The sequence below is a fragment of the Bremerella volcania genome, assembly GCF_007748115.1.
GTDB lineage: Bacteria > Planctomycetota > Planctomycetia > Pirellulales > Pirellulaceae > Bremerella > Bremerella volcania.
This window is the reverse complement of record NZ_CP036289.1, coordinates 5,846,120-5,872,794: the sequence shown is the minus strand read 5'-3', so window position 1 is coordinate 5,872,794 and position 26,675 is coordinate 5,846,120. Positions and strand designations below refer to the sequence as shown.

Here is a 26,675-nt window from a genome sequence, read left to right as displayed (position 1 = left end):
GATTGGCGACCCCCGCCGTTGGCACCTCACCAGGCAGCCAACGGCACCTTCACCAACACGACCATCCAAGTGGAAATACATAAGGAGCACGGGCCATGAGTATTCTCGAAAGCTCTTACGACCGAATCAACGATTACACCGCGGTCAAGATCAGCCTCGCACGGCCTCATGACATTCGCAGTTGGTCGTTTGGTGAAGTCAAAAAGCCGGAGACGATCAACTACCGAACCTACCGACCGGAAAAGGACGGCCTTTTTTGCGAACGTATCTTCGGCCCGGAAAAGGACTGGGAATGTGCGTGCGGTAAGTACCGCGGCATGAAATACAAAGGCATGATCTGCGATCGGTGTGGTGTGAAAATCACGCACAGCCGTGTTCGTCGCAAACGCATGGGGCACATCGAACTGGCCGCCCCGATCGTGCACATCTGGTTCTTCAAGGCCATGCCCAGCCGCCTGGGTAACCTGCTGGCGATGAAGACCTCGAGCCTGGAAAAGGTGATCTACTTCCAGGATTACGTCGTGATCGATCCAGGCTCCACCGATCTCGAAAAGTTCCAGACGCTGACCGAAGAAGAGTACCGCGGCGCAGTCGAACAATTCGGTGCTGGCTCGTTTGAAGCCGACATGGGTGCCGAAGCCGTTCGTAAGCTGCTGCAAGGTCTCGACCTGGTCCAGCTGTCGATCGACCTGCGAAAAGACTTGGCCGAAACCGGATCAAAGCAGAAACGCAAGGACTACATCAACCGGTTGAAGATCGTCGAGTCGATCCGTGACAGCGACAACAAGCCGGAATGGATGATCATGGACGTCATTCCAGTGATCCCACCGGATCTGCGTCCGTTGGTTCTGTTGGATTCCGGCAACTTCGCCACGTCCGACTTGAATGATCTCTACCGTCGTATCATCAACCGTAATAACCGCCTCCGGAAGTTGGTCGACCTGAACGCTCCGGAAGTCATCATCCGCAACGAAAAGCGTATGTTGCAGCAGTCGGTCGACGCTCTGTTCGACAACAACCGCTGCAAACGCCCAGTGCTCGGTAGCAGCAACCGTCCGCTTAAATCCTTGACCGACATGATCAAGGGTAAGCAGGGCCGTTTCCGTGAAAACTTGCTCGGTAAGCGCGTCGACTACTCGGCGCGTTCCGTGATCGTGGTTGGTCCGCGGATGAAACTGCATCAGTGCGGTTTGCCCAAGAAGATCGCCCTGGAACTGTATCAACCGTTCATTATCCGCAAGCTCAAGGTGTTGGGCCATGCCGACACCATCAAGAGCGCCAAGAAGATGCTCGAACGGAAGGATGAAGAAGTCTGGGATATCTTGGAATCGGTGATCCAGAATCACCCGGTTCTGTTGAATCGTGCCCCGACCCTTCACCGTATGGGTATCCAGGCATTTGAGCCGACGTTGGTCGAAGGGAACGCAATTCACCTTCACCCGCTGGTCTGTAAAGGCTTCAATGCTGACTTCGACGGTGACCAGATGGCCGTTCACCTGCCGCTTTCCATTGAAGCCCAGGTCGAAGCACACACATTGATGTTGGCAACCAACAACATCTTCGCTCCGTCCAACGGTAAGCCGATTATGAGCCCGTCGCAGGACGTGGTGATGGGTTGTAACTTCATCACCATCAGCTTGCCAAACCGTCCCGGTGAAGGCATGACCTTCTCCTCGATGGACGAAGCGGACTACGCGTTCGCCCAGGGTATCATCGATCTGCATGCCCTTATCAAGGTTCGTCTGCCTGAAGGCCGCAAGCTCAAGGGCGAGGACGACGAAGAGAGCAACACGCGGATCGTAGAAACGACTTTCGGTCGCGTCTTGTTCAACGAGATGCTGCCGGCAGGGATGGACTATTACAACTACTCACTTGGTAGTAGTGAACTATCCAAGGTGATCTCGGACTGCTACCAGCGTCTGGGCCGCCGGGCGACGATCAACCTGCTGGATGATATGAACCAGCTTGGTTTCCGCGAATCGACCCGTAGTGGTTTGTCCTTCGCGACCGACGACCTTGTGACGCCAGATTCGAAGCACAAGATTATCGGTGAAGCCGAAAAGAAGGTGATCAAGTTCAAGAAGTTGTACGAACGCGGCGTGATCACCGACAAGGAACGTGTTAACCAGGTTCTCGACGCTTGGACGCATGCTCGTGAGCAGATTACTGCCGAGATGATGACCGAGATGAAGAACGACGATCGTGGTGGTCACGGCTACATCAACCCGGTCTACTTGATGGCCGACTCGGGTGCTCGTGGTGGTACCGAACAGATTCGTCAGCTGGCTGGTATGCGTGGTCTGATGGCGAAGCCGTCAGGCGAAATTATCGAAACGCCGATTAAGTCGAACTTCCGTGAAGGTCTGACGGTGCTCGAGTACTTCTCCTCGACGCACGGTGCCCGCAAGGGTCTGGCTGATACGGCGTTGAAGACGGCTGACTCGGGTTACCTGACGCGTAAGCTGGCCGACGTTGCCCAGAACGTCGTGATCACCGCTGAAGACTGCGGTACGACCCAAGGGATTACCAAGGGAGTTATTTACCGCGGTGAAAAAGTGGAAGTGTCGCTGGCAGACGCGATCAAGGGCCGGGTTAGTCGCCAGAGCATCGTGAACCCGATCACCGACGAAGTGATCGTTCGCGAAAATGAGATGATCACGCCGGATACGGCCCGCAAGATTGAAAAGATGGGTCTCGAACGTATCCAGGTTCGTAGCCCCATGACCTGCGATAACGGCCTGGGTTGCTGCAAGGCCTGCTACGGCATGGATATGTCGACCGGTGATCAGGTCGAAGAAGGCATGGCCGTCGGTATCATCGCTGCTCAGTCGATTGGTGAACCAGGCACGCAGCTTACGATGCGTACGTTCCACATCGGTGGTGTGGCCGTTACCGATACTGAAGAGCACGAAAAGAAGACCAAGCGTGGTGGTTTCGTCAAGTTTACCCGCATGCGTACGGCGACCAACGACGAAGGCAAAAACATCGTTCTCACCCGTAACGGTGAAATCACGATCGTCGATGCCAAGGGTCGTGAAATCGAAAGCTACGACGTGCCAACCGGTGCTACACTGGAAGTCAAGGAAAACGACGAAGTGAAGACCGGTCAGGTGCTTTGCTCGTGGAATCCTTACTCGATCCCGATCGTTGCCGAAGTCGGCGGTCGCGTCCGTTACGAGGACGTCGTCGAAGGGGAAACGATGATCATCGAGCACGACTCGACCGGGACTACTCGTCGCATGATCACCGAGCACAAGGGTGATTTCCATCCGCAGTTGGTGATTGAAGACGAAGACGGCAAGCCGCTTGACGTTTACTACCTGCCGGAAAAGGCGATCATCGACGCCGAAGAAGGTGCCAAGGTTTCTGCCGGTACGACGGTGGCCAGTACGCCGCGTGAATCGGGAGGTGTTAAGGACATCACCGGTGGTCTGCCGCGAGTTACTGAAATCTTCGAGGCCCGTAAGCCGAAAGATCCAGCTGTGATGGCTGAGATCGACGGTGTGGTCGAAATCCTCTCCGAGAAGAAGCGTGGCAAGCGTACGATCATCGTCCGCAACGAATCGGGCATCGAACGCGAACACCTTGTTCCGCATGGTAAGCGATTCCTCGTTCACACGGGTGACTACGTCAAAGCGGGGCAGTCGCTGATCGACGGTCCGCTGGTTCCTCATGACATCCTGCGAATTTCGGGCGAAGAAGCCGTTCAGCAATACCTGTTGCATGAAATTCAAGGCGTCTATCGCAGCCAGCGTGTGGAAATCAACGACAAGCACATCGAAATCATCGTCGCACGCATGCTGCGAAAGGTGATGGTCGACTCAGCGGGTGATACGAGCTTGCTGCCAGGCTTGGTGATGGACAAGTTCGACTTCCGTCGAGCCAACGATCAGCTTTCCCGCTGCCTGAAGATCAGTGCTACCGGTGACTCACAGCAGTTCACCGAAGGCATGATCGTGCCAAAGGAAGCGTTGGAACAGGAAAACGCGCAAATCGAATCGCTGGGCGGCAATCCTGCCAAGGGAACCAAGCCTGCCGCCGCAAGTGCTTCGACACAGCTCTTGGGGATCACCAAGGCAGCCGTTCAAAGTTCCAGCTTTATCTCGGCTGCGTCCTTCCAGGAAACAACCAAGGTTCTTACCGAGGCTGCTCTGGCAGGCAAGGTCGACGAACTGATCGGTCTGAAGGAAAACGTGATCTTGGGTCACTTGATTCCTGCCGGTACTGGTTTCCGCACCTTCCAAGACTCGGAAGTCCGCATCAATCCAGAAGCATTGGCCGAACTCGCATCGCGAACGCGCGAACGCACGCTGGAAGAAAGCTTCCCGCTGCTACAAGATGGCGGCGAACAGTCGCAGCCTGGGCAGGGACCTGCGGCCATTTCCGAAATGGCTCCCGCTCCTGGACTGGAAAGCCTGCTGGGTGGCGGCGGATCGATTCCCGCAACTGAAGGCCCGGCCTATGGTCAGCAGCCGCCAATGCCTCCACATGATGGTGGCGAAGGCTTCGATCGGGATCCGAACCGGGACGAACTGTAAAACACCGCGTTTGGGCAAACGAACGGGCCCAAATCGCTAAACAAATAAGGTGTCATGGCCACGTCCGCGTGGCCATGTGCCGTTCCTAGCCCTCGCGACCCTTGGGGAAATGCGGGGGAAACGCAGATTGTCGAGCCACGTTTTCCCGTGAGATCTTCATTACGGGTTGACAGTCGTCGGCAATCGGATAATTTAAAGGGCTTCCCATAATCTGTGGGAAGCGACAGTAAGCAAACAGAAATTCGGCCGCCCCCAATCATCGCGGCCCTATGGAAAAAGCAACGGCGACCTATGCCCACCATCAATCAGCTCGTTCGTAAGCCGCGAAAAAAGAAGCGTAAGTTCTCCAAGTCCCCCGTTTTGGAGAAGTGCCCGCAGAAGCGTGGTGTGTGTTTGCAGGTCCGCACGATGACCCCTAAGAAGCCAAACTCGGCTCTGCGGAAGATTGCTCGTGTGCGTCTGTCGAACCAGAAGGAAGTCACTGTTTACATCCCAGGCGAAGGTCACAGCTTGCAGGAACACTCGATCGTGCTCGTGCGTGGCGGTCGTGTCCGCGACCTTCCGGGTGTGCGTTATCAAGTCGTCCGTGGTGCCCTGGACGCATTGGGCGTTAACGGTCGTAAGCAGTCCCGCAGTCGTTACGGTGCGAAGCGGAGCTAGTCGGGGCGTAACTGGGCTAAAGTTCCAGGCGTCGCGCAATTAAAAAAACATCCCACAAACCAAGCCATAGCGAATAGTTAGTTACCAACGATGGGTAAGATTACTGCCAGCCGCGAAACGTTGAAGCCGGATCCGCGTTACAAATCGATCCTGGCTAGCAAGTTCATCAATTGCCTGATGCTGGATGGCAAGAAGACGACCGCTCAGGACGTTTTCTACGGTGCCATGGATGAGCTCAAAAAGCGTGTTCCCGGAGAAGAGCCAATCGACGTTTTTACCCAGGCCGTTGAGAACGTCAAGCCGCACATCGAAGTTCGCTCAAAGCGTGTCGGTGGTGCCGCTTATCAGGTTCCTATGCAGGTCAATCGTACCCGGCAGCAGTCGCTCGCCATCCGCTGGCTTCTGATGGCTGTTCGTGAAAAGAAGGGGCGTCCGGCCCATTTGAAGTTGGCTGACGAACTGTTTGCCGCCTACAACCGCGAAGGCACCGCCTACACTCGACGTGAAAACGTACACCGTATGGCTGACGCGAACAAGGCATTCGCTCACTTCGCCTGGTAAGATCGTAAAGCGAAGGCCGTGCTTCAACACAAGTGCGGCTTTTTTTATGCGCCGACAGTTCTTGTCTGCTCGCCTGACAGGGGCGAGCAGACAAGAAATCGAGACCTCCTGGGCATGGTCGATTGAATAAGAAAACGGCAGAATAGACAGTTCCCTTTGCCGTTCACCGAGAAGCAAGAAAGGTCCAGTCGAAAGCGGCTGGCATCAGAGTCATGGATCGTAAACTTGAAGACATTCGCAATATTGGGGTGATCGCCCACATCGACGCCGGCAAGACGACGGTGACCGAGCGGATGCTCTATTACAGTGGTACTTCGCACAAGGTCGGCGAGGTCGACAAGGGGACCACGCAGACAGACTTTGACCCGGAAGAAGCCGAGCGCGGCATCACGATCTACTCAGCGTGTGTGACATTTGGCTGGAAGGGCTATACGGTCAACTTGATTGATACGCCTGGTCACGTCGACTTTACGGCCGAGGTGGAACGCTGCCTCCGCGTGCTGGACGGGGGCGTGGTTGTCTTTAGTGCTCGAGAAGGGGTGGAAGCCCAAAGTGAAACTGTCTGGCGGCAGGCAGATCGGTACAAGGTTCCGCGTGTCGCGTTTATCAACAAGATGGACCGAGAAGGGGCCGATTTCTATTCAGTGCTGCAAGAGATTGAAAAGCGGCTCAAGGCGAATCCGGTTCCCATCCAGATTCCGGTTGGTGCTGGTCCGCCGCATGTTGCTGATGCGTTTCGGGGTGTGATCGATCTGATCGAAATGAAGATGCTTCATTTTGGCGAAGGAGATCAGGATCGAACGGTGGATGTGCTTGACATCCCGGAAGACTACCTCGAAAAGGCTCAGCAGTGGCGAGATAACTTGCTCGAGAAGCTGTACGACCTCAGCAACGAGTTGATGGAGTTAAGTCTCTCGGAAGAGCCGATTCCTGCCGATCTGATTCGCCAGGTGCTGAGGCAAGGAACGCTCGCCCGCCAGCTGCAGCCGGTGATGTGCGGTTCGGCATTGGATGGCATCGGCGTGCAACCGATCCTGGACGCAGTAACCTATTATTTGCCGAGTCCCAAGGACGTTCCCGCCGTTGTCGGTACCAATCCGGCGAAGAAAAATCAGGCCGAAAAGCGTGAGCCTGACCCGAAAGAGCCGTTTTGCGGGCTCGTCTTCAAGGTGCTACCTGCGAAGCACGGCGATATGACTTGGGTGCGTGTGTACTCCGGCGAATTGAAGCCGAACTCGCGCTTGTTGAATCCAGGTCGCGACGTGAAAGAAAACTGTGCCCAGCTATGGCATATTCAAGCATCCAAAAAAGAGCAGGTCGACCATGTCGGCACTGGGGATATCGTCGGTATCATCGGTCTGCGTCACTCGGTCACCGGCGATACGCTTTGCGATACGCGTAGCCCTATTCTGCTCGAGTCGATCAAGTTCCCCGAGACGGTGATCGGCATGGCGATTGAGCCTGAGTCGTCGGCCGATCGCGACAAGCTTTCCGAGACCTTGGCGATGATGCGTCGTCAGGATCCAACGTTTGCCGCGGACGAGAACAAGGACACCGGGCAGACGATCATCAGCGGGATGGGGGAACTGCATCTGGAGGTGATTCGCCATCGTCTGCTGCGTGATTTCAAGCTGAACGTCAAGGTGCATAAGCCGCGGGTTAGCTACCGTGAAACAATTGGCAAGTCGGCCAAGGTGACGGGCGAATGTCATCGTATTATTCAGGGGCAACAGTTGTTCGCGAAGGTGACGATTCAGGTCGAGCACGCGCCGAATCAACAGCAGCCGGTCACGGTCATTACCAGGGTCCCGCCAGAGCGAGTGCCGTATCACTTGGTGGAAGCGGCTGTGGAGGAACTGCATAGTCGAGCCGTCGGTGGCGGCATCATTGGTGGGTTCCCATTAGCGGACATCAAAATTACGGTTCTCGATGCGGAGGCCGCCGAGGTAGGCTCGACCGAAACAGCCTTTGCGATTGCCGCCGGCGACGCGTTCGAGAAAGGGCTGGAGGCCGCCGTTCCGACGTTGCTCGAGCCGATCATGAAGCTGACGATCACGACTCCAGAGGATTACATGGGGGATTTCGTCGGCGACATCATGAAGCGGCGCGGGGAGATCGCCAAGACCGAGAATCGCTCAGGTGACGCGATTATCGAGGCACATGCCCCGCTGGCCGAGCTGTTCGGCTATTCCAGCGCGATGCGAAGTCTCAGCCAAGGCCGAGCTTCGAGCAGCATGGAGCCGCTCAAATACGCCCCTGCCCCGCCCGAGCTAATTAAGCAATTTATGTGATTTGCAAGGTCTAAGCTGGCTGGGTCGGGTTGTTTGCCGCGAATTCCTGCCACTTCCGGGCCCAATTGTCAGTTGGAACGCAGCAGACTGGATTGCCGATGTTGCCGCTCAGGTAACGCTGGCTTCCGTGGATTGCACCGTCATTTATGGCAAAAACAATTCACGAGGCTCAGAAATTGAGCCAAGAGGATTAAGAATCCGACAAGTTGTTCCACGTATCGTCCTTCGGGACGACCCGTAAAAAGAGGCGTTTTCCGCCTGAAAATAGCGGTTTTCGTTTCGTTTGAGACAACCATTCGAAAAAGGTTCGAAATCCCAACCCGAGCCCATTGACGAAGTTGCCTGGGATTTTTAATATCATCTGTTTCCCGCACAGCTCAAAGAGCGACCAGGGAGCGAAAAGAAATTACAACCCCGGGTTACCGGGAAGCAGTTCATAGGGATCAGGCACGTGGCGAAAGAAATTATTCGCATTCGGATGGAAGCTTACGATCACTCGATCTTGGATCAGAGTGCTCTCGACATCGTCGATACGGCGAAGCGGACCCATTCGGAAGTGCACGGCCCCATTCCGTTGCCGACCCGTATTGAGCGTTACACCGTTCTCTCGGGCCCGCATATCGACAAGAAGGCTCGCCAGCAGTTTGAGGTTCGGACGCACAAGCGTCTGATCGATATCGTCCAGGCTACCGCCAAGACGATCGAATCGCTCAACAAGCTGAACTTGCCAGCTGGTGTTGATATCAAGATCAAGGCAACAACCCGATAGTTTAACCACTTAGCTCGTTTTAAAGAGTCTTTGGATGGCTGGAAGCTTCGGGTGGTAATTGGCCGACTTGGCTAATCCATCGAAGCGAGCAACGGACTACAAGGCGACGAATCATGGCAAAAGGCATACTCGGCCGTAAGGTTGGGATGACCCAGATCTACACAGAGTCTGGCGAAGTTATCCCGGTTACGGTTGTACAAGCAGGTCCCTGTCACGTGCTTCAGGTGCGAACCTTGGAGCGCGATGGCTACGAGGCAATCCAGCTCGGTTACGACGACAAGCCTCGCCGCCTAGCGATTCGTAGCGAACGTGGTCACGTTGCTCCCCTCTCAAGCAAGCGATCGAAGAAGCTGGCCGCCGCTGGAGCTGAAGCTTCCGCGAAAGCCGGTTGCGAACCTAAGCGTTTCGTTCGTGAACTTCGTGGTTCGATCGAAGGTGCTGAAGTTGGTCAAGAGATCAGCATCGGCGTTCTCGCTGAAGCAGCCCGGGTTGATGTCATCGCCACTAGCCGCGGTCGTGGCTACGCCGGTGTGATGAAGCGACATAACTTTGCCGGTCAGCGTGCTACCCACGGCGTGAAGAAGGTTCACCGTCACACGGGTGGTACTGGTTGCAGTGCCTATCCAAGCCGTACGTTCAAGGGCCTGAAGATGAGCGGCCAGTACGGAAACGCCAAGGTCACCACTCGCAACTTGAAGGTGGTCAAGGTCGACGAAGAAAACGGCGTGATCCTGCTTAATGGTGCCGTGCCAGGGCCCAACGGCGGATACGTGATCGTTCGTGAAACAAATATGGTCCGCTAACGGCGTCCTTGAGTCATTAAGTCGCGTCAACGCGTGAAAGAATAGTTCCATGGTCAGTTTGCCTATTTTTGACAAGAGCGGAAAGGAAGTCGGCAAGTACGAGCTTGATCCGGCTGAAATCGCTCCGTCGATCAACAAGCAGTTGATGCACGACGCCGTTGTGATGTACCAGGCGAATCTTCGCCAGGGCACGCACCGTACGAAGACTCGCGCCGAAGTGGCTGGTTCGACGAAGAAAATGTACCGCCAGAAGGGTACCGGTAACGCACGTGCTGGTTCCAAGCGTAGTGGTGTTCGCCGGGGTGGTGGTCACATCTTCGCCATTCGCCCTCGCGATTATTCGTACCGGCTGAATAAGAAAGCCTTGAAGATCGCGACCCGCATGGCGATCGCCAGCAAGATTCAGGGCGAGCAAGTGGTCGTTGTCGATGACTTGGCTCAAGACGAAATCAAGACCAAGAGTGTCGCAGGTGCCTTGAAGGCCCTGGGCATTTACGGTCAAAAGGTTGCGATCGCGTTGGAAAAGCACGATCCAGTCTTCTACCGCAGTGCACGAAACATTGAAGGTGTCTCGGTTAGTCCTGTTGCTGAGTTGAACGCCTATTTGGTTTTGCGTCCGCGGAAGTTGGTCATTACGAAGGCTGCCCTTGATTCGCTGCGTAATGGCGGCAAGAGCGAGTAAACGCTTTCGATCGATTGGCTTAAAAGTAAATCAATTCAACCTGACATAGTGACAGAGGTGCCAACATGGCACGGCCTTACTACAAACCGAGCGAAGACATCCCAACGCGAACGCTTGATTCCCACCAGGTGATTCTGCGTCCGCTGGTTACCGAAAAGGGTGTTCAGGTTTCGGAAGACTTGAATCAATACACATTCGAGATCGCTCCGGCTGCCACCAAGTTGGATGTCCGTCGTGCGGTTGAAGAGTTATTCGACGTCAAAGTCGCCAGCGTGAAGACGCAGACACGGAAGGGTAAAGCCCGCCGTTATCGTTTTCGCAACGGAACGACCCGTAACTGGAAGAAGGCCATCGTTACGTTGGCCGATGATCAAAAGATCGACTTCTATTAATCGACACCGGTCCTCCGAATCAGACAGCGACCCGTAATAAACTACGAGACGAACCATGGGTATCCGAAAATACAAGCCGACCTCCGCTGGGCGTCGTAACGCCTCGGTCAGCGACTTCAAGGAGTTGACCAAGGGTGCGAAGCCGGAAAAGGCACTTCTCCGGAAGTTGACCAAAACTGGCGGTCGTAATAACCAAGGTAAGATCACGACCCGTCACCGTGGCGGTGGCCATAAGCGTCGTTACCGCGTGATCGATTTCCGTCGAGCCAAAGATGGCGTGCCTGCAGTGGTCGCTTCGGTGCAGTACGATCCGAACCGCAGTGCTCGTATCGCCCTGTTGAACTACGTTGATGGCGAGAAGCGATACATCCTGGCTCCCGATGGATTGAAGGCCGGCGACAAGGTTCAAAGCGGTAGCGAAGCATCGCCGACCGTCGGTAACTGCCTGCCGCTGAAGAATATTCCTGCCGGGACAACCGTTCATAACGTCGAGATGACGCCTGGTCGTGGTGGTGCCATGTGCCGCTCGGCTGGTAGCTCGGCTACGTTGATGGCCTGTGAAGCCGATTGGGCTCAGCTTTCGCTCCCAAGTGGCGAAATTCGTCGTGTTTCGAGCCGTTGTCGTGCGACCATTGGTCGCGTCAGCAACCCAGATCACGAAAAGGTTTCGCTCGGTAAGGCGGGTCGTAAGCGTTGGTTGGGTCGCCGTCCTCACGTTCGTGGTACTGCGATGAACCCGATCGATCACCCGCACGGTGGTGGTGAAGGCCGTACTAAGGGTGGTCGCCATCCGGTTACGCCGCAAGGTAAGCCAACCAAGGGTGGAGCAACGCGTCACCGCAAGAAGGCTTCCAATCGCTCGATCGTTCGCCGCCGCCGTTCGCGTCGTTACGGTCTACTGAAGTTGTTGAAGTAAAAGCCCCCACAGCACACGGAAAGTTAGGCCGCCAAGCCGCGACCCTAAAGGTTTTCAAAGATGAGCCGATCCCTAAAAAAAGGGCCGTACGTCGACCCGAACGTTTATGAAAAGGTTGCCAAGCAAGAAGAAGCTGGCACCAAGGACCCAATCAAGACTTGGGCACGATCTTGCACGATCATTCCCGAGTTCATCGGTCACACGTTCATGGTTCACAACGGCAAGGCCCACCTGAAGGTTTATGTCACCGAAGACATGATCGGGCACAAGCTCGGTGAATTCGCGCCGACGCGAACCTTCCGTGGTCACGGCGCTGATAAGAAGAAGAAATAACGCATACCGATTGGCAAACGCAGCTTGGCTGCCCACGGCAAAGAAGGGCCCTGCCCGACGCTCGTGGTTCGAGGAGTTGATCAACCATGTTCAAAGCGACCCACCGACTGGCACGCATCAGCCCGCGAAAGGTGCGCCCGCTAGCCGATTTGGTGCGTGGCAAGCTGGCCGACGAGGCACTCGACATTCTGCGATACCAACCGCAGCGTGGTGCCCGTCTGCTGGAAGAAGTCATCAAGAGTGCCATCGGCAACTCGCAAGATTCGGAACAGAACGAGGGCCGCGCTGCGAACCAGCACGCTTTGTTTGTTCGCGAGGCTCGCGTTGATGGTGGCCCGATCATTAAGCGATTCCGCCCCCGAGCTCGTGGAAGCGCGTTCCCGATTTTGAAGCGGACCTGTCACATTCACGTCACCCTGGAGGAACTCCAAGGCTAAGGTAACCCATTGGTTGCCCCGTCTTCGAGTCGAGAGACAAGCATGGGACAAAAAGTTAATCCAGTTGCGTTTCGTACCGGCGTCATGGTCGGCTGGAAGAGCAAGTGGTTTGCATCGAAGCGTGATTTTCCAGGCCTGCTACTGGAAGACAAAAAGATCCGGGACTTCATTCTGAAGCACCCTGATCAGCGTATTCGCCAAAAGTATCGTAATGCAGGCATCGACAAAGTCGAAATCGAACGGACCCGCGACGAAGTTCGCGTGACGCTGTTCGTTGCCCGACCAGGTCTGATCATCGGTCAGAAGGGTCAGGAAGTCGAAAAGCTGCAGGAAGAATTGCAAAACCTGGTTGGCCGTCGCATCAATCTGAAGATTGAAGAAGTCGGTCGTCCGGAACTGCGAGCCCAGTTGGTTGCCGAGGACATCGCCGACCAGTTGGCCAAGCGTGCCAGCTTCCGCCGCACGATGAAGCGTGCGATCGAAAGCACTATGGAGGCCGGTGCCCGTGGCATCAAAATCCAAATGGCCGGTCGTCTTGGCGGTGCGGAAATGGCTCGCCGCGAAAAGCAAATTGAAGGATCGATTCCGTTGAGCACCCTGCGGGCCAAGATCGATTACGGCTTCACCGAAGCTCGTACGCCGCAGGGACATATCGGGGTTCAGGTCTGGATCAATAACGGTTTTTACGAAGGGGACGACTCCGATGGCTATGATGCCTCGACGAGTGAAGCACCGAAAAAGCCAAAGAAGACGTATAAAAGGTAATGCCACTCGTGGCAATACCGTCGTCCTTGGTGATTACGGACTTCAATCCACACAAGCGGGTCACATTACCGCTCAAACGATCGAAGCGGGTCGTATCGCTGCTCAGCAGTACGTCCGTGGTATCGGTAAGTTGTACATCCGGATCTTCCCCCACAAGTCCGTAACGGCTCGTCCGTTGGAGACTCGTATGGGTAAGGGTAAAGGTGAGCCTGACCGTTGGGTCGCCACCGTGAAGCCTGGTACGGTAATGTACGAGCTGAAGGGTGTCACCGAGCAACAAGCGAAAATTTGTTTCGCTCGTTTGGCTCATAAGATGCCGGTTCGATGCCGCTTCGTGCGTCGTCGCCCGGAACTGGAAACAACCGAGGCCTAGTCCCGCGGGGGACGTGGCCCATGATGGTCGGCGGCGAGTAAACCGCAAGCGAAACGTGATTAGGCGATAAGGCAATGAAAGCAAGCGAATTGCGAGAACTGAGCGACGATCAGCTTCAGGCGAACCTGAAGAACGCCATGGATACTTTGTTCCGTTTGCGAGTTCAGTCCCAGACCGAACGTTTGGACGCCCCCAGCGAATTAGCGAAGAATCGCAAGTTGGTGGCTCGGATTAAAACGATTCAAGCCGAGCGAGCAGCCGCCGCGGCCAGTACCTAATTCAAGCGAAGTTTAAAGAGAGATTCGGCAATGCCCAAGAAAGTATTGGTCGGTCGAGTGACGGGCGACAAGCAAGACAAGACGCGACGCGTTGAAATCGCCCGTCGTATCCGTCATCCGCTGTACGGCAAGTACTACTCGCGTCGCATGGTTTGCCATGTGCATGACGAAAACAACGAGTCGGGTCTGGGCGATCGTGTCGAGATCATCGAGAGCCGCCCACGCAGCAAGACAAAGCGCTGGGAATTGGTTCGGATCGTGGAGAAGAGCACGGAAGTTGACGTGGCCGCTCTGAAGGCTGCTCGTGAACAAGCCGCTCACCTGCAAGAACAAGAAGATAGCTAAAGCTCCCGTACACCGCCAAGGCTTCACTAAGAGCTGCGGCATAGGGTTGGATTTAAAAAGCGATGATTCAACAAGAAACAAGACTGGCCGTCGCCGACAACACCGGAGCGAAGGAAGTCATGTGCATCAAGGTTCTCGGTGGTACGCGTAAGCGAACCGCTGGCCTGGGCGACGTGATTATCTGCTCGGTGAAGGAAGTTGTGGCGGGTGCGGACGTAAAGAAGAAGGCCGTTGTGCGAGCTGTGATCGTTCGCTGCAAGAAGCCGACTCGTCGTCCGGACGGAAGCTACATCCGGTTCGATCGCAACGCGGTCGTGCTGATTGACAAAGACAATAATCCGCGTGGCACGCGTATTTTCGGTGCGGTCGCTCGTGAGCTGCGTGATCGCAAGTTCATGAAGATCGTCAGTTTGGCCAGTGAGGTGGTTTAATGCATATCAAAGTTGACGACACCGTCGAAATCATCACCGGCGCCGATGCGGCTAGCGAACTTCGTGGCAAGGTCCTGAAGGTCTACCCGGAAAAGGGCAAGATCCTCGTGGAAGGTGCGGCAAAGGTTTACAAGCACGTCAAGCCAAGCCAACGTAACCCCAAGGGGGGTAAGCTGTCGAAGGAAATGCCCATCGACATTTCCAACGTCATGCTGGTTTGCACTGAATGCAAACAACGCACCAAGACGGGTGCCAAGATCAAAGAGGACGGCAGCAAGGTTCGCTACTGCAAGTCGTGCAGTGCCGAAATCGGCCAGCTGAGTCCGGCCAAATAACTACTGCCCAGCGCAGACCCAAATCAAAAGGCGTGAGCCGGTAATCGTTCGAGATAAGCCATGAGCAAACCACGACTTCAAGAACAATACGAAAACGAAGTGCTTCCCGCACTGGCAGAAAAGTTGGGGCGCAAGAACCCGATGAACCTGCCGCGTCTGCGGAAGATCGTCGTCAATATGGGTGTCGGCACGGCCGTTACCGAAAAGAAACATGTCGACGAAGCTGCTGAAGCGATGACCGAATTCACCGGCCAGCGACCAATGATCTGCCGTGCTCGCAAGAGCGTTGCGGCATTTAAGCTGCGTGAAGGTATGCCAATCGGCGTGAAGGTCACCCTTCGCCGTCAACGCATGTACGAGTTCCTGGACCGCTTGGTTTCGTTGGCTCTTCCACAGGTTCGCGACTTTCGTGGTGTGAACCCCAAGAGCTTCGACGGCAACGGCAATTACACGATGGGCCTCACCGAGCAGATGGTGTTTCCGGAATTGAATCCGGACAAGTACACCCGTCAGCAGGGGATGGACATCACCTTCGTCACCACCGGGGCAACCGATGACGAAGCTCGCGAACTGCTCGCTTTGTTGGGCATGCCGTTCCAGCGAGAAGAACCCAAAAAGAAGAAGACCGCCTAAGTCGTAGTGCTTAGACCGGACCGTATACAGAACGTTTACTCAGTCGATTCGTTTTCCAGGTAGGAAATCCTCGTGGCAAGCAAGTCAAAAATCGCCAAGGCCAATCGCGAGCCGAAGTTTTCGTCTCGGCGTGAACGTCGCTGCACCATGTGCGGCCGTCCACGTGCCGTGTATCGAAAGTTTGGTGTCTGCCGTATTTGTATTCGCAACTTGGCGGATCGAGGGCTGATTCCAGGTTTACGCAAGGCGAGTTGGTAAGGGGACCCGAAGTATTATGATGACCGACCCTATCGCCGACATGTTGACCCGTATTCGCAATGCGGTTCGCGTCGAGCACCCACACGTTGAAATGCCCACGTCCAAGGTCAAACGCGGTTTGGCCGACGTGCTGAAGCGTGAAGGCTACATCTGGGACTGGGTAGAAACCGAGGACCATCCGGTGAAGCAGATTCGCTTGGAACTGAAGTACGGCCCCAGCGGGGAACGCGTAATTCAGCATATCAAGCGCGTCAGTAAGCCTGGTCGTCGTATTTATTCCAAGTCGACCGAGCTCCGTCCGATTCTCAACGGCATGGGTATCACCGTGATCAGCACCTCCAGCGGTGTGATCAGTGATCGTGAAGCTCGCCAGAAGAAGATTGGCGGCGAAGTATTGTGCGAAGTCTGGTAATCCAGACGCGTAAAACCCCATCCACCAGGACAGTCTCCTTCGTAGAGACCCATTGCCTAAGATAGGTTAAGAAAATGTCCCGACTAGGTAGAAAACCCGTCGCCTTGCCCGATAAGGTCAAGGTGTCGATCGACGGTCAAACCGTAAACATCGAAGGCCCACTGGGTAAGCTCTCTTACACGGCGAATCCTGTCATCACCGTCGAACTGGGTGAAGGCGAAAAGGAAGTCATCGTATCACGTAAGGAAGATACCCGGACCGGTAAGGCCATGCACGGTCTGACTCGCGCTTTGATCGCCAACATGGTCGAAGGGGTAGAAAAGGGTTACGAGAAGCGACTGGAAGTGGTGGGTGTGGGTTACCTGGCTGCAATCGCCGGTGACGTTCTCCAACTTCGCGTCGGTTTCGCCAACGAAATCCACAAGAAGATTCCCAAGGACCTCACCGTCACCTGCCCCGACCAAACGCACATCCTGGTCAAGGGTATCGACAAGCAGCGCGTCGGTCAGTTTGCCGCCGAAGTGCGTGCCAGCCGTAAGCCTGAGCCTTACAAGGGCAAGGGTGTTCGCTACCAGGGCGAACGCGTTAAGCTGAAGCCTGGTAAGGCCGCTGGTAAGTAATCGGTAATCAAGTTAATTGAAGTCATCGTGTCGCGGCTGTTACCGCGGCACCTACGAGGCTAGTTGAGTCGTGAACAAGCAAAAATTCATTGCCAAGCAGCGGAAACGTCGGAGCAATCACGTCCGTCGAAAGGCTCGTGGCAACGCCGAACGTCCTCGGCTGACGATTTACCGTAGTAACAACAACATCTACTGCCAGATCATCGATGACGAAGCAGGTCGCACCTTGGTGTCGGCCTCTTCCCGCGACAAAGATCTGCGTGCGGATGGTACCGCTGGCAACTGTGAAGCCGCCGCGAAGATCGGTAAGGCCATCGCCGAGAAGGCACTGGCTGCCGGGCTGAAGCAGGTTTGCTTCGATCGTGGTCACTTTCGCTACAACGGTCGTGTCGCCGCGTTGGCAACGGCCGCCCGCGAAGGTGGATTGGACTTCTAGTAGATAACTAAGTCATTCAAAGCGTTGGGAAAAGCTGGTCCAGAGATCAGCAACATCCAAACGGGAGAGCCAATACCGTGGCGAAAGATTCTGGCAAAGGCGGATTCGTCGAAAAGGTCGTGAAGATCAAGCGTTGTGCCGCCGTGGTCAAGGGTGGTCGTCGTTTCAGCTTCGCGGCGATGGTCGTCATTGGTGACGGCAAGAGCAAGGTCGGCTGGGGCTATGGCAAAGCCAACGAAGTTCCGCCGAGCGTCCAAAAGGCCGTCAAGCAAGCCGAACGCAAGATGCTCGAAGTTCCGATCGTGGAAGGCTCGATCCCACACAAGGTGATCGGTACCTTTGGTGCTGGCCGCGTGGTCATGCTTCCGGCTCACCCTGGTACCGGTATTATCGCTGGTGCTTCGGTTCGTGCCGTCTGTGAAGCCGCAGGGATCCACGACGTTTTGACCAAGAGCTTTGGTTCGACCAATCCAGTCGTCCTGGTGAAAGCCACTTTGAACGCCCTGGAACAGCTGCGAACCAAGGAAGAAATTCAACGCCTGCGAGGAGTTGCTGTCTAATGAGTTTGCACGATATCAACCAAGGCGTTCACAAGAATAAGCGTCGCCAACGCATCGGTCGTGGCACCGGTAGTGGTTGGGGCAAGACATCGCAGCGTGGTCACAAGGGGGCTCGCAGCCGTGCTGGTTGGTCGAATCGTCCGACCTTCCAGGGTGGTCAAACGCCGATCGTTCGCCACGTCCCTAAGCGCGGTTTCAACAACCGCTGGGCCTTGACGGTCGCTGCAGTCAACATCAAGGACCTGAACGAGTTGTTCAACGACGGCGATACGGTCACGATGGAATCGCTCCGTGAAAAGGGTCTTTGCAAGCGTCGTTTCGACGAAGTTAAGATTCTCGGCGACGGTGAACTTTCCAAGAAGCTGACCGTGGAAGCCCACCGCTTCAGCGCCTCGGCGAAGGAAAAGATCGAAAAGGCTGGCGGTACCTGCAACACGGTCGTCCGCATCACGACGGTGGCTGAAAAAAAGGAAGCCTCCAAAGGGGCTAAGGCCTAGTTAAGAAACAACACCAAACATGCCCACGTTGTTACGTGGGCATGTTTTTTGCGCAAGCAGTGATTGGCGAGCCGCAAGAATGCGGAAATACGCTCGAATTTACGGATAGGACACATTTGGGTGGTCTAGTCTGAGACACGCGGTTTGGTGTAAATTCACTCATCCGCACTCCCTGCAAACCATCGTTCATTGCTATGCCTCATTGGGGGCATTCATTAGAACCAGCCAAATCGGGTTAGATTGTCATGTTGGAAAAAGTACGCGTCCTTTTCACCATCCCCGAACTACGGACGAAGATTCTTTTGACGATCGGCTTATTGGCCGTCTTTCGTGTCGGCTCGCAAATTCCACTGCCGATGATCGACCAACTCAAGCTGCAAGAGATGTTCGCCTCGCAAGGAAACGAAGGCGTTGCCGGTCTGCTGCAACAAGTCTCCGTTTTTAGTGCGAGTGCATTGAGCCAGATTACGATCTTTGGCCTCGGCATCATGCCCTATATCTCGGCGTCGATTATCTTCCAGCTCCTGGGCACCGTCTGGAAGCCGCTTGAAGAGTTGCAGAAGGAAGGGGAAACCGGACGCAAGAAAATCAATGAATACACCCGGTATGCGACCGTGGCGCTGTGTGTCATCCAAAGTTACTTCTACCTGGCGTCGATGACGGCTGTGGGGGAAGGGGGTGATAGCATCGTCAACCAGGCCTTCTGGACATCCTCGGAACCGGGGAATATCGATAAGAGCCTGTACTGGGGCTGGGCGATCGTCGCCGTGGCGATCATGACCTGCGGTACCGTCTTTTTGATGTGGCTCGGTGAGCAGATCGACGAGTTCGGCATTGGTAACGGGATCAGCCTTTTGATTATGGCTGGTATTCTCGCGGCAATGCCAGGGGCACTACTCGACCTGCTGTACAACACCAAGCCAGAGTTGACCAACTTCACGCGAGGGGAGTTTGGTATCGAAACCATTGTCGTGTTGGCGATCCTGTTTGTGGCGGTGATCACAGGCGTGGTCTTCATCATGCAGGGTCAACGCAAGATCCCGATGCAGAGTGCCAAGCACGTTCGCGGTCGCCGCGTTTATGGTGGTACCCGCCAATTCCTTCCACTGCGTATCAACCAAGCCGGCGTGATGCCGATCATTTTCGCCAGCAGCTTGCTGCTGTTCCCGCAGTTCATCTTCCAGGCTCTGGCCGGGTGGACCGAATCGGCAACGCTGGCGAACTTGGCCGATATTTTCGCCCGTGGACAAAGCTTTCTGTACATCGCTTGTTATATCGCCTTGATCTACTTCTTCTGCTACTTCTGGACGGCCATTACCTTCAACCCGAAAGACGTCTCGGAAAACCTGAAGAACTTTGGTTCGTTCATTCCCGGCTATCGCCCAGGTCGACGAACGGAGGAATACTTGGAAAAGGTCATGGTTCGCATCACGTACGTGGGTGCAGGCTTCCTTGCCTTGGTGGCCATCATTCCGACGCTCGTTTCCGCGGAACTAGGTGTCTCGCCTCAGGTAGCAAGCTTCTACGGTGGTACCGGTTTGCTCATTGCCGTGAGCGTGGCCTTCGATCTGGTGCAAAAGATCGATAGTCACTTGGTGATGCGTAACTATAAGGGGCTCATCGAGGGCTAACACTTTCTCGCCAGGATGGCACGTCCCGCTTTCACTCAACCCCAACTTGAAAGCGGCTTCGATTTTGTGACTTCGGTGTGGATGATGTCCCACGTCATCCGCGCCCAAGCTAGGCTGCGGTTTGGCCATGCGGATTATCTTTCTCGGACCTCCTGGTGTCGGCAAAGGGACTCAGTCCCATAAGCTGGTCGAATTCCTGAACATTCCCCATATCTCAACAGGGGAAATGTTACGGGAAGCGATCCGCAATAAGACCGAACTCGGCATGAAAGTCGCCACCCAAATGGAAGGTGGTCGTCTTGCCGCGGACGAAATCGTCGTCCAGTTGGTACGCCAGCGCCTCACACAACCTGATTGTCGAAATGGCTATTTGCTGGACGGCTTCCCACGAACCCTGCCACAAGCCGCATCGCTTGATCTTGGCCTGGCTGTCGATGACGAAGCGGTCGATGCCGTTCTGAATCTTACCGTTGATCAAGATGAACTCTTGAGCCGATTAATGGCCCGGGCTCAGAAGGAAGATCGCGGAGACGATAACGAAGAGACGATTCGTAATCGGATGAAGGTTTACGACGATATGACCTCTCCATTGATCGCGTATTACGAAGAACAGAAGGTGCTCTATCGCATCGATGGGATCGGTACAATCGAGGAAGTCTTCGACCGCATTAAAGCCGTTCTGGAAGAAGTGGACCGAAAGAAGAACGCATGATCACGCTCCGCTCCAAACGCGAGATCGAGAAAATGCATGTTGCCGGACAACTCGTTCGGCAAGCCCATCAAAAAGTGGCCGAACTGGTCAAGCCTGGGATCACCACGGCCGTACTCGACAAAGCCGTCGACGACCTGTTTGCCGAGGCAGGGGCTGTCGCTCTGTTCAAAGGAGTTCCCGGCAAGGTCCCCTTCCCTGCTGCCACATGCATCTCGGTCAACGATGAGGTGGTTCACGGAATCCCTGGCAAGCGGATCCTAAAGGAAGGAGACATCGTCAGCGTCGACACAGGGGCCAAAATCGGAGGCTGGTGCGGTGATTCGGCCTGGACCTATGCCGTCGGTGAGATCAGCGACGAAGCCAAGAAGCTAATGGAGGTGACGGAGCGGGCTCTGCAGATCGCGATCGAACTGCTACCGGTGAAAAAGCGTTGGAGCCAGGTGGCCAAGGAAATGCAACACGAGGTCGAGTCGGCCGGATTTTCGGTAATTACGACACTTGTGGGACATGGAATCGGCACAACGATGCACGAAGAGCCCCAGGTACCAAACTACGATTCTCGCGAATTCCGGCAAAAAGGCGACTTCGATCTTCGACCTGGCTTGGTCCTGGCTGTCGAGCCCATGGTGGCCGTCGGACGAGAGGATTTGTATCTGCATGGGGACGGTTGGACTCTTTCGACCAAGGATCGTAGCTTGACGGCTCACTTCGAGCATACGCTTGCCCTGACGTCCTCAGGCGTCCGAATTTTGACGGGGGAGGATTAAGGCAGCCAGATGACGGTTCTCGTGGTAGGAGCGACTGGGGCGACCGGCAAGCTTTTGGTCGAGCAGTTGCTCAGCCGTGGGCAGCATGTACGCGTGATTGTCCGATCACGAGATCGTTTACCTGAAGCGGTAAAGGGGCATCCTGGAATAACGATCGCGGAAGCGAGTCTCTCGGATCTCACCAGCGAAGAGCTTCAGCAGCATGTTTTGGGGTGCGATAGTGTTGCCTCGTGCCTGGGGCATAACTTGACGCTCCAAGGCATCTTCGGGCATCCACGGAGGCTCGTAACCGACACCGTCCGGCGACTTTGCCAGGCAGTCGAGCGGACCAAGCCAGAAAACCGCGTCCGATTTGTTCTGATGAACACCGCAGGCAACCAGAATCGCGACCTGGACGAGCCGGCGACGTTTGCCAATCAATGCGTTGTGGGACTATTACGCTTTGCCGTGCCACCTCATGCCGACAACGAACAAGCATCGGACGTGCTTCGCCAAGAAATCGGAAAAAATAGTCCGTCGCTTAGTTGGGTCGTGGTAAGGCCGGATAGCCTAGTTGATCAAGCGGAGGTCACGCCCTACGAGCTTCATCCCTCACCGACAAGGGACCCCATTTTCAACGCCGGAACCACCAGTCGCATCAATGTGGCTCATTTCATGGCGGAATTGATCATGGACAGGGCAGTATGGGGAAAGTGGGTTGGCCAAATGCCTGTAATTTATAACTGTGAAGCTCAATAGCCGGGCATGACCTTACACCGCAAGTGCCAATCCCAGAGGGAAAGGGTTGGTAGTTCCCCTGGTCAATAGGAATGTGCCATTTCACCCTTCGAAAACCGAAGTTTTCATAGTCGCGCCCCTTGCCAGTGGAAAAGGAAGTCGGGTATACTGTCCCGCTTCCCCAACGCCCAAGGTTTGGAAGTAGAGAGTCATGAAGGTAAGAGCCAGCGTTAAGCGAATTTGCGACAAATGCAAAGTGGTCCGCCGTCGAGGCCGGGTCTATGTCATTTGTGAAAACGCCCGTCACAAGCAACGACAGGGCTAGTTTTCCGTCTTGCCACGGTGTTTCCCCTAAATCTGAGGGTGCCCGGGAGGGCAAAACGAAACATCGCACCACTTCGCAAAGCCATAGCACAAAACATTTTCGGAATCATTTGCCCCGACAGGGCAGCCTTAGGAGATCACCATGCCACGTTTGCTCGGTGTGGACATTCCCAACGATAAGAAGACCTGGATCAGCCTGACGTACTTGTACGGCGTCGGTCCTGCGGTTGCTCGTGAATTGTGCGTAAAGGTGGGTATCGATCAAGATCGACCCGCTTCGGAGATTCACGAAGACGAATTGAGCCGTTTGGCTGGTCTGCTGGAAAGCGAATACACGGTTGAAGGTCCTCTTCGTCGTCAGCTTTCGCAAAACATCCAACGCCTCAACCGTATCGTTTGCTACCGCGGTCTGCGACATCGTCGTGGTTTGCCGGTTCGCGGCCAGCGTACCCGCACCAACGCCCGCACCCGTAAGGGTCCGAAGAAGACCGTCGCTGGTAAGAAGGGCGTGAAGGATCTTCGTTAATAAGATCCTTGTCGATCACTGCGAAGTACGACGCGGCAATTTTCTGCTTCGTACTTCTCAATTTGCATACACATCATCATTCAGCTTGAAACGCTACGCCCGTTGTGGTGGGAGATAGTTAAGTGGCCAAGGTCGCAAAGCGAAAAACACGACGTAACGTCCAGCAAGGGACTGTCCATATCAAGGCAACCTTCAACAACACCCAGGTGACCATCACCGACAGCAAGGGTGACACGTTGTGCTGGGCCAGCGCCGGAACTTGTGGCTTCAAGGGGAGCCGTAAGAGCACGCCGTTTGCCGGTCAGTGTGCAGCTCAGCAAGCCGCTGAAAAGGCGTTGAAGTTTGGTTTGAAGGAAGTAGACGTGAAGGTCAACGGACCAGGCAGTGGCCGCGAAAGCGCCATCACCGCCTTGGCAGCGGCCGGTCTGACCGTCAAGTCGATCGAAGATTGCACTCCTATTCCGCACAACGGTTGCCGCCCCCCGAAGAAGCGTCGCGTCTAATACCACGACGGTTCTTTCCTGGCAACGTTTTCAGGCGGTCATAAGACACACATAGCAGCACAAAACGGAGCGAACTATGCATATTCGATGGCGTGGGTTGGAATTGCCGAGTGCGGTCACTTGCGAAGCCGAAACCCTCACCTCCAATTACGGCAAGTTCATTGCCGAACCGTTTGAACGCGGTTTCGGTGCCACCATTGGCAACAGCATGCGACGCATCCTGCTCTCGAGCCTCGAGGGTGCGGCTGTCACGCAGATCAAAGTCCGTGGTGCCCAGCACGAATTCACCAGCATTCCTGGCGTTGTCGAAGACATGACCGACATCGTCCTGAATGTGAAATCGGTTGTCGTTAAGAAGCACTCAGAGATGACGAAGGTCATCACGATCGAAAAGCAAGGTCCTTGCGAGATCATCGGTGCCGACATTCAGTGCGATGCGGACGTCGAGATCATTAACAAGGATCTGCACCTGTGCACCGTCACCGGCGAAATTCCATTCATGATGGAAATGGTCGTCGAGTCGGGTCGCAGCTACGTTCCATCGACCGAGCACAGCTCGAATGAACACGAAATCGGCATTATCCCTGTCGACGCCGTCTTCAGCCCCGTGACTCGCGTTCGTTATACGGTGGAAGAAACCCGCGTTGGTCAGAAGACCAACTACGATCGCTTGATTCTGGAAATCTGGACCGATGGTTCGGCTCATCCAGAAATGGCTTTGGTCGAAGCCGCCAAAATCTTGCGAAAGCACCTCAATCCGTTTGTTCAGTACAACGAACTGGGGGCGACGATCAATATGCCTAGCCGTTCGACCCCCAGCGGGTTGGATCCGGTGATGGAAGCCAAGCTCAACATGAGCCTCGCTGAATTGCACCTTTCGGTTCGTGCATCGAACTGCCTCGAATCGGAAAACATTCACACGGTCCGCGACCTGGTTCGACGTACCGAAGATCAGCTGATGGAAGTCCGCAACTTTGGTGAAACGACCCTGACCGAAGTTCGTGAAAAGCTGAAGGAATACAACTTGCACCTCGGCATGCGAGTGCCGCCAGCTGCGAGCCCGATGCACTAAGGAAACACAGCCTGTCACAGATCTTGTCCCCTCGCTCCTGAGGGGACAGGGTGAGGGGTTCTGATACATCAAGAACATCTGCCTTACACGGCACTGACAACACTCAAGAAGTACCATGCGACACCTACGAAAAGGTCGACGACTCGGACGCTCGGCGAGCCACCGCAAGGCTCTGTTCCGCAACATGGCTAGCAGCTTGCTGTTGACCGAACGTCCTGATGACGTCAACGAAAGCTACTACCTCTACAGCGACTACCTGGCAGCCGACACTCCAGGGACCGGGCACAACACGCCCAAGGTTAAGGGCCGCATTGTCACGACCGTGCAGAAGGCGAAGGAACTGCGGCCTTACGTCGAGAAGTGTATCACGGTCGCCAAGAAGGCATTGCCGCACCTTCGCGAAGCTGAAAAGTTCGCGACCAAGGCCAAGCCTAACACGCCGGAATACAAAGAATGGCGTGAAAGCGAACAGTGGCAAAAATGGAACGCCGCCATGGCGCCTGCGGTTGCTGCTCGTCGTCGCGTGGTGGCTTTGCTCGGTAACCAGCGTGCCGTCGAAATCCTGTTCGACGAAGTCGCACCTCGCTTTGAAGATCGCGAAGGTGGTTATACCCGCATCCTGAAGCTGGCCAAGCCGCGTCTGGGTGATGCCGGTATTCAAGCCATCCTCGAATTCGTCGGTAACGATCGCGACCGCGTGAAGACCGAAGCCGAACGTCCTGCTTTCGACAGCGACGAAGAAACGGCAGCCGCACCAGCCGCTGAAGCTCCGGCAGAAGAAGAAGCCGCAGCACCTGAAGCTCCAGTTGAGGAAGCGGGTGACAACGAAGAAAAGCAGGAAGGCTAATCGCCTCTTGTAATTCGGATCGCTTGAAAATTTTAAAACCGCTATACTCGCTCAAGTATAGCGGTTTTTTCATGGACGGACATGACGTGAAACGCTCCTCACGGCCCAAGCAGCGAAAAAAGGCGAAGCCTGCCAGGAAGTCGGCGGTGAATCAGGCGCGTGTGCCATCGAAGTCGATGGGACGCGTGCAGTTGCATAAGTCGGCTGGCCGGCGAGGCTTCGATTTCACGTTTGCCATGCGACTGTTGGTCAACGATATGATCGATCGGATGCCGGAACTGGCCCATATCGACATGAGTCGCGTGGCTGTCGCCATTGTTCAAGCACGCATTGATTCCACCCATGGCGTGTTCGCCACGCTCACACCAATGCGTTTTGAACAGGGTTCGCGTTTTACTACCCGTCGCGGACGCAAGTATTGCTGCCAATCTCTCTTGGATGAGCACGGCCGAGAGATGCTCTACATTCTCAGTTTCTATCTCCCACGATTTCAGAACATGGACTTCTCGGAGAAGATGATCACTATCTTCCACGAGTTGTGGCACATTAGTCCCGATTTTGACGGCGACATTCGGCGTCACCCAGGCCGCTGTTATGCCCATTCATCGAGCCAAAAGGAATACGACGAACACATGGCTGTCTTGTCGACCAAGTACCTGATGAAGAAGCCCCCTCCCGAGTTATACGCGTTTCTGGAACATGATTTTGCCAAGTTGTATCATCAAGGCGGTGGAATTTACGGCGTGAAGATTCCTCGCCCCAAGCTGATTCCCGAGGCCGGCTAGAGCGTCGATGCTCATCTATGCATTTACGCTTTATTGCAATTCTTTTCGGATTTGATACGGCCGCTGTTCCGACCTCTGCTACACTCGACCACGGTTGGGTGATCCTCTCTACTTACCATCCTGCGGCCTGTACGGTCGATTCCCCCGCCAAACGACGGACTTTTCGCTCTGTCGTCGAGCACTCTTATTGAGGGGATACCCGAATGTTCGGTAACCAAGTTTCCGATAAGGATCTGCAACGCAAAGTGGATCGTACAATGGAACGCACTGGCGTGAATTCTCAGGCCAAAGTCAAGGCCCGTGTTGTCAATGGAACCGTCGAGTTGTCTGGGGCTCTGCAATACGAAAATCAGCGTCGCCCGATTTTAAAAGTTATTCGCAGTATTCAAGGCGTTCAGAGGGTCAACGACCTCATGGCTTGTCCACCAAAGCCGAAACGAACCGACGCCTGATTTGCTTTGAACGT

At 55.1% G+C, this 26,675-nt stretch carries 35 protein-coding genes; all 35 read left to right on the top strand.

Features of this window, described 5'->3' with window-relative positions; all coding sequences use genetic code 11:
• Positions 1-95 precede the first annotated feature (95 nt).
• The 35 genes from rpoC (at position 96) to Pan97_RS27210 (ending at position 26,661) form a co-directional block, all read left to right on the top strand.
• Positions 96-4,538 carry a DNA-directed RNA polymerase subunit beta' gene (rpoC, locus tag Pan97_RS23390; RefSeq protein WP_144976833.1) on the top strand — a complete coding sequence of 1,481 codons (4,443 nt, stop codon included), beginning with the start codon at positions 96-98 and terminating at the stop codon, positions 4,536-4,538.
• A 291-nt stretch (positions 4,539-4,829) separates the two neighbouring features.
• A complete protein-coding gene (gene rpsL, locus Pan97_RS23385; RefSeq protein WP_144976831.1) occupies positions 4,830-5,198 on the top strand; it encodes a 30S ribosomal protein S12 in 369 nt (122 codons plus the stop codon).
• A gap of 90 nt (positions 5,199-5,288) precedes the next feature.
• Positions 5,289-5,759, top strand: coding sequence for a 30S ribosomal protein S7 (gene rpsG / locus Pan97_RS23380; RefSeq protein ID WP_144976829.1), 471 nt, complete (start codon positions 5,289-5,291; stop codon positions 5,757-5,759).
• Positions 5,760-5,971: 212 nt separating this feature from the next.
• Entirely contained in the window at positions 5,972-8,050 is a 2,079-nt protein-coding gene (fusA, locus tag Pan97_RS23375) for an elongation factor G (RefSeq protein ID WP_144976827.1), read from the top strand.
• 451 nt (positions 8,051-8,501) lie between these two features.
• Positions 8,502-8,819, top strand: a complete 318-nt coding sequence (gene rpsJ / locus Pan97_RS23370; RefSeq protein WP_105351940.1) for a 30S ribosomal protein S10 — start codon at positions 8,502-8,504, stop codon at positions 8,817-8,819.
• Between the two features lie 146 nt (positions 8,820-8,965).
• Positions 8,966-9,622, top strand: coding sequence for a 50S ribosomal protein L3 (gene rplC / locus Pan97_RS23365; RefSeq protein WP_241676451.1), 657 nt, complete (start codon positions 8,966-8,968; stop codon positions 9,620-9,622).
• Positions 9,623-9,671: 49 nt separating this feature from the next.
• Positions 9,672-10,304 (top strand): 50S ribosomal protein L4, encoded by a 633-nt coding sequence (gene rplD / locus Pan97_RS23360; protein ID WP_144976823.1) that lies wholly within the window; start codon positions 9,672-9,674, stop codon positions 10,302-10,304.
• A 65-nt stretch (positions 10,305-10,369) separates the two neighbouring features.
• Entirely contained in the window at positions 10,370-10,696 is a 327-nt protein-coding gene (rplW, locus tag Pan97_RS23355; protein ID WP_144976821.1) for a 50S ribosomal protein L23, read from the top strand.
• A gap of 55 nt (positions 10,697-10,751) precedes the next feature.
• Positions 10,752-11,612 carry a 50S ribosomal protein L2 gene (gene rplB, locus Pan97_RS23350; RefSeq protein ID WP_144976820.1) on the top strand — a complete coding sequence of 287 codons (861 nt, stop codon included), beginning with the start codon at positions 10,752-10,754 and terminating at the stop codon, positions 11,610-11,612.
• A 60-nt stretch (positions 11,613-11,672) separates the two neighbouring features.
• Positions 11,673-11,945, top strand: coding sequence for a 30S ribosomal protein S19 (gene rpsS, locus Pan97_RS23345; protein WP_105351927.1), 273 nt, complete (start codon positions 11,673-11,675; stop codon positions 11,943-11,945).
• An 86-nt stretch (positions 11,946-12,031) separates the two neighbouring features.
• The gene (rplV, locus tag Pan97_RS23340; RefSeq protein ID WP_105351925.1) at positions 12,032-12,382 is read left to right on the top strand and encodes a 50S ribosomal protein L22; all 351 of its coding nucleotides are present in this window, start codon (positions 12,032-12,034) and stop codon (positions 12,380-12,382) included.
• A 42-nt stretch (positions 12,383-12,424) separates the two neighbouring features.
• Positions 12,425-13,147: a 30S ribosomal protein S3 gene (gene rpsC / locus Pan97_RS23335; RefSeq protein WP_105351923.1), complete on the top strand. Its 723-nt coding sequence runs from the start codon at positions 12,425-12,427 to the stop codon at positions 13,145-13,147.
• Positions 13,107-13,520: a 50S ribosomal protein L16 gene (gene rplP / locus Pan97_RS23330; RefSeq protein WP_261341384.1), complete on the top strand. Its 414-nt coding sequence runs from the start codon at positions 13,107-13,109 to the stop codon at positions 13,518-13,520. The genes rpsC and rplP overlap by 41 nt, the downstream gene beginning before the upstream one ends.
• A 74-nt stretch (positions 13,521-13,594) precedes the next feature.
• Positions 13,595-13,798 (top strand): 50S ribosomal protein L29, encoded by a 204-nt coding sequence (gene rpmC / locus Pan97_RS23325; RefSeq protein ID WP_144976818.1) that lies wholly within the window; start codon positions 13,595-13,597, stop codon positions 13,796-13,798.
• A gap of 30 nt (positions 13,799-13,828) precedes the next feature.
• Positions 13,829-14,143, top strand: coding sequence for a 30S ribosomal protein S17 (gene rpsQ / locus Pan97_RS23320; RefSeq protein ID WP_144976816.1), 315 nt, complete (start codon positions 13,829-13,831; stop codon positions 14,141-14,143).
• 62 nt (positions 14,144-14,205) lie between these two features.
• Positions 14,206-14,574, top strand: a complete 369-nt coding sequence (gene rplN, locus Pan97_RS23315; RefSeq protein ID WP_105351916.1) for a 50S ribosomal protein L14 — start codon at positions 14,206-14,208, stop codon at positions 14,572-14,574.
• Entirely contained in the window at positions 14,574-14,909 is a 336-nt protein-coding gene (gene rplX, locus Pan97_RS23310; RefSeq protein ID WP_144976814.1) for a 50S ribosomal protein L24, read from the top strand. The genes rplN and rplX overlap by 1 nt, the downstream gene beginning before the upstream one ends.
• Positions 14,910-14,969: 60 nt before the next feature.
• Entirely contained in the window at positions 14,970-15,542 is a 573-nt protein-coding gene (gene rplE, locus Pan97_RS23305) for a 50S ribosomal protein L5 (RefSeq protein ID WP_144976813.1), read from the top strand.
• 72 nt (positions 15,543-15,614) lie between these two features.
• Positions 15,615-15,800 (top strand): type Z 30S ribosomal protein S14, encoded by a 186-nt coding sequence (locus tag Pan97_RS23300; protein ID WP_105351913.1) that lies wholly within the window; start codon positions 15,615-15,617, stop codon positions 15,798-15,800.
• Between the two features lie 16 nt (positions 15,801-15,816).
• A complete protein-coding gene (gene rpsH, locus Pan97_RS23295; RefSeq protein WP_144976812.1) occupies positions 15,817-16,212 on the top strand; it encodes a 30S ribosomal protein S8 in 396 nt (131 codons plus the stop codon).
• A 74-nt stretch (positions 16,213-16,286) separates the two neighbouring features.
• A complete protein-coding gene (gene rplF, locus Pan97_RS23290; protein WP_144976811.1) occupies positions 16,287-16,832 on the top strand; it encodes a 50S ribosomal protein L6 in 546 nt (181 codons plus the stop codon).
• 70 nt (positions 16,833-16,902) lie between these two features.
• Entirely contained in the window at positions 16,903-17,268 is a 366-nt protein-coding gene (rplR, locus tag Pan97_RS23285; protein ID WP_144976810.1) for a 50S ribosomal protein L18, read from the top strand.
• Positions 17,269-17,345: 77 nt separating this feature from the next.
• Complete coding sequence (gene rpsE, locus Pan97_RS23280; protein ID WP_105351903.1) at positions 17,346-17,828, top strand: 30S ribosomal protein S5; 483 nt, start codon at positions 17,346-17,348, stop codon at positions 17,826-17,828.
• The gene (gene rplO, locus Pan97_RS23275; RefSeq protein ID WP_144976809.1) at positions 17,828-18,325 is read left to right on the top strand and encodes a 50S ribosomal protein L15; all 498 of its coding nucleotides are present in this window, start codon (positions 17,828-17,830) and stop codon (positions 18,323-18,325) included. The genes rpsE and rplO overlap by 1 nt, the downstream gene beginning before the upstream one ends.
• A gap of 245 nt (positions 18,326-18,570) precedes the next feature.
• Positions 18,571-19,956 carry a preprotein translocase subunit SecY gene (gene secY / locus Pan97_RS23270; protein ID WP_144976808.1) on the top strand — a complete coding sequence of 462 codons (1,386 nt, stop codon included), beginning with the start codon at positions 18,571-18,573 and terminating at the stop codon, positions 19,954-19,956.
• A 127-nt stretch (positions 19,957-20,083) separates the two neighbouring features.
• Complete coding sequence (locus tag Pan97_RS23265) at positions 20,084-20,668, top strand: adenylate kinase (protein ID WP_144976807.1); 585 nt, start codon at positions 20,084-20,086, stop codon at positions 20,666-20,668.
• Positions 20,665-21,435, top strand: a complete 771-nt coding sequence (gene map / locus Pan97_RS23260) for a type I methionyl aminopeptidase (protein ID WP_144976806.1) — start codon at positions 20,665-20,667, stop codon at positions 21,433-21,435. Before Pan97_RS23265 ends, map begins: the two co-directional genes overlap by 4 nt.
• A 9-nt stretch (positions 21,436-21,444) precedes the next feature.
• Positions 21,445-22,173 carry an NAD(P)-dependent oxidoreductase gene (locus Pan97_RS23255; protein WP_144976805.1) on the top strand — a complete coding sequence of 243 codons (729 nt, stop codon included), beginning with the start codon at positions 21,445-21,447 and terminating at the stop codon, positions 22,171-22,173.
• A 190-nt stretch (positions 22,174-22,363) separates the two neighbouring features.
• Positions 22,364-22,477 carry a 50S ribosomal protein L36 gene (rpmJ, locus tag Pan97_RS23250; protein WP_105330843.1) on the top strand — a complete coding sequence of 38 codons (114 nt, stop codon included), beginning with the start codon at positions 22,364-22,366 and terminating at the stop codon, positions 22,475-22,477.
• A 141-nt stretch (positions 22,478-22,618) separates the two neighbouring features.
• A complete protein-coding gene (gene rpsM / locus Pan97_RS23245; RefSeq protein ID WP_105351891.1) occupies positions 22,619-23,002 on the top strand; it encodes a 30S ribosomal protein S13 in 384 nt (127 codons plus the stop codon).
• A gap of 122 nt (positions 23,003-23,124) precedes the next feature.
• Positions 23,125-23,505, top strand: a complete 381-nt coding sequence (gene rpsK, locus Pan97_RS23240) for a 30S ribosomal protein S11 (RefSeq protein ID WP_144976803.1) — start codon at positions 23,125-23,127, stop codon at positions 23,503-23,505.
• Between the two features lie 76 nt (positions 23,506-23,581).
• Positions 23,582-24,577: a DNA-directed RNA polymerase subunit alpha gene (locus tag Pan97_RS23235; RefSeq protein ID WP_144976801.1), complete on the top strand. Its 996-nt coding sequence runs from the start codon at positions 23,582-23,584 to the stop codon at positions 24,575-24,577.
• A 115-nt stretch (positions 24,578-24,692) separates the two neighbouring features.
• Entirely contained in the window at positions 24,693-25,424 is a 732-nt protein-coding gene (locus tag Pan97_RS23230; RefSeq protein WP_144976799.1) for a bL17 family ribosomal protein, read from the top strand.
• An 86-nt stretch (positions 25,425-25,510) separates the two neighbouring features.
• Positions 25,511-26,209, top strand: a complete 699-nt coding sequence (locus Pan97_RS23225) for a putative metallopeptidase (RefSeq protein WP_241676335.1) — start codon at positions 25,511-25,513, stop codon at positions 26,207-26,209.
• Positions 26,210-26,412: 203 nt separating this feature from the next.
• Complete coding sequence (locus tag Pan97_RS27210; protein ID WP_144976797.1) at positions 26,413-26,661, top strand: BON domain-containing protein; 249 nt, start codon at positions 26,413-26,415, stop codon at positions 26,659-26,661.
• Positions 26,662-26,675: the final 14 nt, after the last annotated feature.